Here is an 8,605-nt window from a genome sequence, read left to right as displayed (position 1 = left end):
GCTCAGCTACTTCAGGCTCTGATTTCACAGGCTCAGATGTTGTTATTGGTTGCTCAGTAACAACAACTGGCTCTTCAGCTGTTTCTGGGTCAACAGTTTGTACTGCATCGTCATTGGCTGTTGGTTGCTCTGCTTTAGGAGCAGCTTCAACTTTAGCTAAGTCTTCTACAGCTAACGCTTGCTCAACATTTTCTGATGCATCGTTTGAGGTTGGCTGTTCAGCTTTTGCTTTTAGCTCTGCCTCATACTCAGCGGCAGCTTGATCTGCTACTGGCACAAATGCAGGTGCTTCATCTGCTTTTTCTTCTGTAGCTTCACCTTGTTCAGGACGACGGCGACGCTGGCCCGAAGCGCGAAGGTGACGAGGAGAACGGCGTGAACGCGTACGTGTTTGCCCTTGCTCATCTTCAGAGTTTGCTTCGTCAGTTGACGCTGCAGCTACTGGCTTTTCTTCTTGCTCAGGTTGTGCCTTAGGCGCTTGCTCTTTCACAGGTGCAGGTTTTGTTTGCTCTGACTTTTGCTCATTTGCAGTTTGCTTTGCTGCTGGCGCTTGCTCTTTAGGCTGCTCTACTTTAGCTGTTTCAGTGCTTTGCTGCGGTTGCTCAGTGGTATCAGATGCTTTTACTTGTTCAGTATTTTCATCTTGGATACGTACTTTTTTGCGAACATTACGACGTTGACGGCGAACTTTTGGCTTCTGCTCTTTAGGCTCAGTGCTTTGCTTAGCCTCAGTTTCATTCGCTTTTGCGTCTGTTTTAACTTGCTCTTTGTCTGCGGTACGATTGTCGTTATTACGGTTATCGTTACGCTTACGCGAGTTAGGATTACGACGGCGCTTATTGCGGTTCTCGTTTTTCTCTTGGCTTTCGTTCGCGGTAGATTCAGTTTTCACTTCTTCTTCAGCAGGACGTTCACCACGAGGTTTAGAGCGAGAGTTATTACGACGACGCTGATTGTTATTGCGGCGACGGTTGTCACTGTTACCACGGCGATTGTTATTACGTGTTTGATGTTGCTTTTCTTGCTCAGCTTTTTCTTTTGCTTGCTTTTCTTCTTCGCTTTCACCAGCAAATAACGACTTAAACCAATTACCAATAGCAGCCAATAGGCCACCTTCAACCTTAGGTACAGCAACAGGCGCTGTTGGTTTGTCTACTTTAGCTTGTGGCGCTGGCGTTGAAGGCATAACAACACCTTTAAGCATCGGCTCTTCACGAACAGGCGCAGCTGCTGGTTTAGCCATTTCGAACGATTCTGGCTCAGGTGCAACAACTTGCTCGTAACTTACTGTTTCTAGTGTTTCGTCTTTACGTAAACGCATCACTTCGTAGTGCGGTGTTTCCATATGTTGATTAGGAATAATAACCACATCACATTTATGATGTTTTTCAATACGATGAACGCTTCTGCGCTGCTCGTTTAATAAATAAGCGGCAACCGCTACAGGCACTTGTGCATTTACTTGTGCTGTGTTGTCTTTAATTGCTTCTTCTTCAATTAAACGCAAAATAGACAAGGCGATAGACTCGTTAGAACGAATAGTACCTTGGCCGCTACAACGCGGACATGGGCCTTGGCTTGCTTCACCTAGTGAAGGTCGCAAACGCTGGCGCGACATTTCAAGTAAACCAAAGCGCGAAATTTTACCAATTTGTACACGCGCACGATCTGGACGAGCGGCATCTTTTAAGCGGTTTTCTACTTCACGCTGATGGCGTGGCGGTGTCATATCGATAAAGTCGATAACAATTAAGCCACCTAAGTCGCGAAGACGTAATTGACGCGCAATTTCATCAGCCGCTTCTAAGTTAGTATTCAGTGCTGTTTCTTCGATATCTCCGCCTTTTGTTGCTTTAGACGAGTTGATATCAATAGAGGTAAGCGCTTCTGTTGGGTCAATTACAATTGAACCACCTGAAGGCAAACGTACTTCACGTTGGAACGCAGACTCAATTTGGCTTTCAATTTGGTAATGCGTAAATAATGGCGTGTCGCCTTGATAAAGCTTTACGCGGCTCATAAAGTCAGGGCGAAAACGCTCAATGTGCGCTTTAGCTTCTTCAAATACACGTGGTTTATCAATTAATATTTCACCAATATCACGACGTAAATAATCGCGAATAGCGCGGAAAATCACATTGCTTTCTTGGTGAATCAAAAACGGCGCTTTAGCACTGTCGGCTGCTTGTTGAATTGCATCCCAATGTACTAAAAGTGCTTTTAAATCGTAGTTTAATTCTTCAAACGATTTGCCAACACCTGCTGTACGAACAATTAAGCCCATACCTTTAGGAAGTTCTAATCGGCTAAGTGCTTCTTTAAGGTCTGTACGCTCATCGCCTTCAATACGACGAGAAATACCGCCTGCACGAGGGTTGTTTGGCATTAGCACTAAGTAGCTACCCGCTACGCTAATAAAGGTAGTAAGGGCCGCGCCTTTTTGGCCGCGCTCTTCTTTATCAACTTGTACAATTACTTCTTGGCCTTCTTTAATCACGTCGCGAATATTTGGGCGTCCATGAAAAGTGTAACCTTGTGGGAAGTAAGTACGGGCAATTTCTTTTAAAGGAAGGAAACCATGACGATCGGCGCCGTAATCTACGAAAGCCGCTTCTAAAGAGGGTTCAATGCGTGTGATTTTGCCTTTATAAATATTGGCTTTTTTCTGTTCGTGACCTGGGCTTTCTATATCTAAATCATATAGGCGCTGGCCGTCAACCAGTGCTACGCGCATTTCTTCTTGCTGCGTTGCATTGATTAGCATACGTTTCATATTGTTACTCTACTTATTTTTTGTCGCTGACATGACGAAACGTGTTCGCCTGTTCAGTTGTTCCTTTTTTTAGAATGTGCAGCCTCACGACTGGGTCTGTAACGGAACGCTCTGTAATGTGTATGCAGTATTTTTTAAATGCTGGCTAACAATAACGTACGCTTACGTTATTAAATTCTTTATGGTGCTAAAACTGTCGGCTCTTATGCTCTTTACAAGTTTTACCCAGAAGTTGGCCTGTCATATCAATCTTTTTAGTACGTTTATGTTAGGCGCGTAGGGCTCGTTAAGTAACTTAAATACGATGAGTATTTTCTAAGTACTTGCGAGCAAAGTTCGCTGCCGAATGTTAATAAACGCTTATTTGCTAGATTTTTAGTTCTAAATAAGCTGCTATACGGTACTACGTGTGAGCAAATGCTGAACAACGTTTTTACGTCGTCACTATCAAACAAATTATTTGTTCATTGCTTTTATTTTTACATTAAATGTAAATTCATGTTCAAACTTAACCAGTAATATATTACGCGCATTACTGTTAGTTGATCGCACGTGTTAACTGAGTAGGCATAAAAGCTTTGGAAAACTTAACTCGGATCTGTATGATCGGCTACCCAGAATGTGCATCACGAATGTTTTAATGTGTTAAAAAGCACCGTTGTTATTTGCAAATACTAAATATTTGCGCTGCTGATTATCCCACTATTATAACCGTGTTAGCAACTAAATTATTTTACTTAAATCAGTGATTAGGCAATGTCAGAAAAAACCGGCTTACAAGTAACTTTTGTCACAATCAACGAAGACCATTTAGGTCAGCGTATTGATAACTTTCTTATTACCCATTTAAAAGGGGTGCCTAAAAGCGCTGTTTATAAAATTTTACGTAAAGGCGAGGTACGCGTTAATAAAAAGCGTATTAAACCAGTTTACAAATTACAGCTTGATGATGTAGTGCGTATTCCGCCAATTAAAGTAGCAGAGCGCGAAGAGTTTGTGCCTAAAAAGCTTGATAAAGTGAAGCAATTAGAAGACGCAATACTCTTTGAAGACAAATACCTTATTGTAATTAATAAGCCCTCGGGCATGGCTGTACATGGCGGCAGTGGTTTAAGCTACGGTTTAATAGAAGCACTACGCGTATTACGCCCAGATGAGCGCAGTTTAGAGCTAGTACATAGGCTTGATAGAGACACATCGGGGTGTTTACTAATTTCAAAGCGTCGCTCGGTACTTACCGCATTACATGAGCAGCTGCGTGAAAAAACAATGGAAAAAAATTACTGGGCGTTGGTAACAGGGCAGTGGGATTCGTCGGTTAAAAATGTAACTGAAGGGCTGCGTAAAAACACCCTCAAGTCGGGCGAGCGCGTGGTGCGTGTAGATAATAACGAAGGTAAACCTTCACATACTCGCTTTAGAGTACTTGAGCGTTTTAACGAGTGCTCGTTAGTGCAAGCCTCACCTGTGACTGGGCGTACTCACCAAATTCGTGTACATACACAGTGTAAAGGCCACCCTATTGCATGCGATGATAAATACGGCGACCAAGGGTTTGATCTATCAATGCGCAAAATAGGCTTAAATCGCTTATTTTTACACGCCCACGATTTAAGCTTTTATCACCCTAAAAACGAAACTACCATGCGCGTAGAGGCGCCGCTTGATAACGCACTTAAAAGTTGTATTTTAAAATTAAGAGATGCTAAAGCGTAATGACCACCGCTGTATTAAAAAAATATAAACTGGTTATTTTTGATTGGGATGGCACTGTAATGGACTCAATTAGCAAAATTGTTAATTGTATTCGTCACAGTGCGCTGGCGCTTAATATTGAGCCGCCGAGCGACACTGCAATTAAAAATATTATTGGTATGTCGCTTGAACTTGCTATTGAGGTGCTATTTCCTGACGAGGTAGCGCAGCATCCCGCATTAGTTAACGGCTATAAACAGCAATACCGTGTTGATACGACTGCCACCCCTGTATTTGATAATGTAGAAAATGTACTAAGTGCGTTAAAAGCACAAGGGGTTATTTTAGCGATTGCCACCGGTAAAGGACGCGCTGGTTTAATGCGTTTATTAGAGCAAACTCAGTTAGGGCATTACTTTAGTGCCACGCGCACAAGCGATGAAGCACGCTCTAAACCTTCCCCCGATATGCTTGAACAACTATTAGCTGAATTAGCAATAAATGCCGACGAAGCACTCATGATTGGGGATACCAAAATAGATATGGCCATGGCACAGGCAGCCAACATAGATAGAATTGGCGTTACCATGGGCGTGCACAGTGCAGCGCAGTTAAGTGAGTTTAGCCCCGTTGCAACTGTTGATAATTACCAGCAGCTGCAACGCATACTACTTGGCTAAGGTTGAGCGGCGAGTATGTCGAGATTAAACTCAGCCAATAGCTGGCTGAGTTTAATTAGAGGCAAGCCTATTAAGCTATTAGGATCGTCCCCGTTTAATTTTTCAAATAAGCAAATCCCTAATCCTTCACTTTTAAAGCTACCAGCACAGTTATAAGGCTGCTCTGCATCGCAGTAGGCTTCTATTTGCTCTTTGGTGAGTGTTCTAAATACTACTTCAAAAGGCTCTATTAACGTTTTTGCTTTATCGCTAGCAATATCGTAAACACACAGGCCTGTTAAAAACGTGACAGTTTGGCCGCTAAACAAAGAAAGCTGCTTTATGGCGTTTTCTTTATTATGAGGTTTACCAAGTATTTGCCCATCAAATACGGCCACTTGGTCGGAGCCGATTGCAAGGCCTTTAACAAAATGATCGCAAGCGGCACGCGCTTTGCGCTCGCTTAGGCGCTTAACAAGTTGCTCTGGGGTTTCGTTTGGTATGGCGGTTTCGTCAATATCAGGCGAAAAAGTACTAAATGGCAGATTAAATTTTTGCAATAAAGACTGCCTAAATGGCGAGCTTGACGCTAATATAAGCGGGTGCTTCATAAATTATTATCCTAATTAAAATTAGTTTGAGTTAGGATAAATCAGATCCGTAATGAAAACACGTGAAAAACCATGTAAAAATGCTTTTTTGCTTTGACTAACCAATTAACTATCTATATGATGCAGCCCCTATGCAAAAGGTAAAAATTCCCATCACTCTTCATCCTGGGAAAGCAGCGCAACACCGTTTAACTTACGATGGTATTGTACCGCTTGAAAAACTTGCTCGTTTACGAGGTGTTGTACAGGAAGAAGTAGGTGAAATAGCGGTAAAAATTCAGTGCAAAACCGATGAGCAAGGTTTAGTTGTGATTAGTGGCAATTTGTCTACACACGTAACTGTAACTTGTCAGCGTTGTAATGATGATTTAGGGTTGGATTTGGATCAAGACTTTATGTATTCGCCTGTTGGTTTGGATGCTGAGTCAGATGATCTTCCTGAAGTCTACGATGAAGTAGCGCTTGATGAAAACGGTGAAATTAACGTGTTTGAGTTAATCGAAGACGAGCTAATTTTAGCAGTGCCATTAGTGCCTACACACAACGAAGCTTCGTGCAATTACTCATCAAAGCCTGCTAGCTTTGGTGTACTAAAGGCGGAAGATGATAAACCAAATCCATTTGATATTTTGAAACAACTTAAGAAAGATTCTTAGGAGAAGACTAATGGCTGTACAAAAAAGCAAAAAGTCTCGTGCAAGACGCGGCATGCGCCGTTCACACGATGCGATCAACGGTCCAACTTTAACAGTTGACCAAACTTCAGGTGAGACTCATCGTCGTCACCATGTAACTGCTGACGGTTACTACAAAGGCGTTCAAGTAATTTCTAACTAAGAGATTGCTTTATGCTGACTAATCTAACCATAGCGTTAGATATGATGGGGGGCGATTATGGCCCCCGTTCATCTATCCCCGCTGCCGTTTGCGCAGTAAATGCTCATGCCAATTTAACACTCATTTTATGTGGCAACGAGCAAGTAATTACTAATCAATTAGAATCCCTCGATTCACTTTCACACCCACGTTTAATTATTCGCCATTGCAGCGAAGTTGTCACTAATGCTTGCGAACCCGCTTTAGCTGTGCGTTCAAAAAAAGACTCCTCTATGCGTGTCGCCCTTGATTTAGTTAAATCGGGTGAAGCACAAGCCTGTGTAAGTTCGGGAAACACCGGCGCTTTATTTTTTATGGCTCATTACGTATTAAAAATGCTGCCTGGCGTTAAACGCCCTGCATTGATATCGGCCGTTCCTACAGAGCGAAAAAATCCAGTTTATCTGCTTGATTTAGGCGCTAATGTGCATTGTGATTCAGAAATACTTTATCAATTTGGCATTATGGGCTCGGTAGTAGCAGGCCAAGCTCTTGGCTGCGACAACCCTAAAGTGAGTTTACTTAATATTGGCTCTGAAGACATAAAAGGCCATGAAGGCATAAAGCAAGCAGCGCAGCTTATGCAGCAAAGCCCTTATATTAATTACACGGGTTACAGTGAAGGCAGTGATATTTTTTCGGGAAAAGCCGATGTCATTGTGTGTGAAGGGTTTGTCGGAAACGTCGCATTAAAAACCTGCGAAGGCATTGCTAAACTGATCATGAAAAAGTTTACAAGCGCCTTAGAAAAGCACTTAATTTACAAATGCATGGCGTTTATTTTAAGTCCTATCATAAAAAAACTCTATAATCGGGTGAACCCCGACCAGTATAACGGCGCTTCTCTGGTAGGATTGCGCGGTATTGTCGTTAAAAGCCATGGAAATGCATCAGCAAAAGCATTTCAAGCAGCAATCGATGAAGCGGTAAAAGAGGTTGAACGTCAACTTCCAGATAAAATAGCCGCTATTTTCGAAAAAACACATTCTAAAAACTCGGCGGCCGAATAACGTTTAGGTGCCGTAGTTACACTAAATTTTTGTTTAATTAAAAAGAGCAAAGTATGGCACAAAAAATTGCACTTCTATTTCCTGGTCAGGGCTCACAAAGCGTTGGCATGTTAAGCGAGCTACTAGAGAGCTCTGACATTGTAAAAGCAACCTTTAGCGAAGCGTCAAGCGCACTTGGCTACGATTTAGCAGCGCTTGTACTAAATGGCCCAGAAGAAGAACTTAATCAAACTCACCGCACTCAACCTGCTTTATTAACAGCAAGCGTGGCAATTTACCGCCACTGGTTAGCTGCAAACCCAGATGTGGAAGTGGTTATGGCTGGTCACAGCTTAGGTGAATACTCTGCATTGGTATGTAGTGAGGTTATTAGCCTAGGTGAAGCGGTAAAACTTGTTGAAAACCGTGGCTTATACATGCAAGAAGCTGTGCCTGCGGGCGTAGGCTCTATGGCTGCCATTATTGGTTTAGGCGATGAGCAAATAAAAACAGCATGTGAAGAGTCTGCACAAGGCGAAGTTGTTTCACCGGTAAATTATAACTCACCAGGGCAAGTGGTTATTGCAGGGCATAAAGCTGCTGTTGATAGAGCTTCACAAGCGTGTAAAGATGCCGGCGCAAAACGTGCCTTACCACTGAGTGTGAGCGTGCCTTCACATTGTGAACTAATGAAACCAGCGGCTGAAAAACTTGCCAACGATTTAGCCGCTTTAACATTTAATACACCTAAGTGTGATGTAATTAATAATGTTGATGTAAAAGCACAAAGCTCGGCTGATGCAATTAAAGATGCATTGGTACGTCAACTATACAGCCCAGTTCGTTGGACAGAAACAGTACAGGCTTTAGTAGCTCAAGGCATTACGCAAAGCTACGAATTTGGCCCAGGTAAAGTATTAACTGGACTTGCAAAACGAATTGATAAAGCAATGGTATGTGGCTCAGTAAATGACGCTGCTGCTATCGACGCTGCAAAATAAG

The 8,605-nt window shown here is 42.6% G+C and carries 8 protein-coding genes; 6 read left to right on the top strand and 2 right to left on the bottom strand.

Features of this window, described 5'->3' with window-relative positions; translation table 11 throughout:
- Positions 1-2,773: ribonuclease E (gene rne, locus CWB60_RS20165; protein WP_138628020.1), on the bottom strand; the 2,773-nt coding region annotated here is incomplete at its 3' end.
- A gap of 756 nt (positions 2,774-3,529) precedes the next feature.
- Between rne and rluC the strand changes: the two genes are divergently transcribed.
- Positions 3,530-4,489 (top strand): 23S rRNA pseudouridine(955/2504/2580) synthase RluC, encoded by a 960-nt coding sequence (gene rluC / locus CWB60_RS20160; RefSeq protein WP_054982356.1) that lies wholly within the window; start codon positions 3,530-3,532, stop codon positions 4,487-4,489.
- Complete coding sequence (locus CWB60_RS20155) at positions 4,489-5,148, top strand: HAD-IA family hydrolase (RefSeq protein WP_138579960.1); 660 nt, start codon at positions 4,489-4,491, stop codon at positions 5,146-5,148. Before rluC ends, CWB60_RS20155 begins: the two co-directional genes overlap by 1 nt.
- Here CWB60_RS20155 and CWB60_RS20150 read toward each other — a convergent pair.
- Complete coding sequence (locus CWB60_RS20150) at positions 5,145-5,738, bottom strand: Maf family protein (protein WP_126006622.1); 594 nt, start codon at positions 5,736-5,738, stop codon at positions 5,145-5,147. The two genes, CWB60_RS20155 and CWB60_RS20150, sit on opposite strands and share 4 nt — an antisense overlap.
- Before the next feature lie 131 nt (positions 5,739-5,869).
- Here CWB60_RS20150 and yceD point away from each other — a divergent pair, with 131 nt between their 5' ends.
- From yceD to fabD, 4 genes are read left to right on the top strand one after another with little or no spacing between them, the layout of a single operon-like run.
- Positions 5,870-6,394: a 23S rRNA accumulation protein YceD gene (yceD, locus tag CWB60_RS20145; protein WP_004587685.1), complete on the top strand. Its 525-nt coding sequence runs from the start codon at positions 5,870-5,872 to the stop codon at positions 6,392-6,394.
- Positions 6,395-6,404: 10 nt separating this feature from the next.
- The gene (gene rpmF, locus CWB60_RS20140) at positions 6,405-6,575 is read left to right on the top strand and encodes a 50S ribosomal protein L32 (RefSeq protein ID WP_004587686.1); all 171 of its coding nucleotides are present in this window, start codon (positions 6,405-6,407) and stop codon (positions 6,573-6,575) included.
- Between the two features lie 11 nt (positions 6,576-6,586).
- On the top strand, positions 6,587-7,624 hold the full coding sequence (gene plsX, locus CWB60_RS20135) for a phosphate acyltransferase PlsX (RefSeq protein WP_004587687.1): 1,038 nt from the start codon (positions 6,587-6,589) through the stop codon (positions 7,622-7,624).
- 53 nt (positions 7,625-7,677) lie between these two features.
- Positions 7,678-8,604 carry an ACP S-malonyltransferase gene (gene fabD, locus CWB60_RS20130; protein ID WP_138579959.1) on the top strand — a complete coding sequence of 309 codons (927 nt, stop codon included), beginning with the start codon at positions 7,678-7,680 and terminating at the stop codon, positions 8,602-8,604.
- Position 8,605 lies beyond the last annotated feature (1 nt).

The sequence above is a fragment of the Pseudoalteromonas sp. S327 genome (genome assembly GCF_005886415.1).
Lineage (GTDB): Bacteria > Pseudomonadota > Gammaproteobacteria > Enterobacterales > Alteromonadaceae > Pseudoalteromonas > Pseudoalteromonas atlantica.
This window is presented reverse-complemented; position numbering and strand designations above follow the sequence as displayed.

Bases quoted from the DNA above. Each gene is read 5' to 3' on its own strand.
- rluC (WP_054982356.1), top strand. From the start codon at position 3,530: ATGTCAGAAAAAACCGGCTTACAAGTAACTTTTGTCACAATCAACGAA.
- CWB60_RS20155 (WP_138579960.1), top strand. From the start codon at position 4,489: ATGACCACCGCTGTATTAAAAAAATATAAACTGGTTATTTTTGATTGG.
- CWB60_RS20150 (WP_126006622.1), bottom strand. From the start codon at position 5,738: ATGAAGCACCCGCTTATATTAGCGTCAAGCTCGCCATTTAGGCAGTCT.
- yceD (WP_004587685.1), top strand. From the start codon at position 5,870: ATGCAAAAGGTAAAAATTCCCATCACTCTTCATCCTGGGAAAGCAGCG.
- rpmF (WP_004587686.1), top strand. From the start codon at position 6,405: ATGGCTGTACAAAAAAGCAAAAAGTCTCGTGCAAGACGCGGCATGCGC.
- plsX (WP_004587687.1), top strand. From the start codon at position 6,587: ATGCTGACTAATCTAACCATAGCGTTAGATATGATGGGGGGCGATTAT.
- fabD (WP_138579959.1), top strand. From the start codon at position 7,678: ATGGCACAAAAAATTGCACTTCTATTTCCTGGTCAGGGCTCACAAAGC.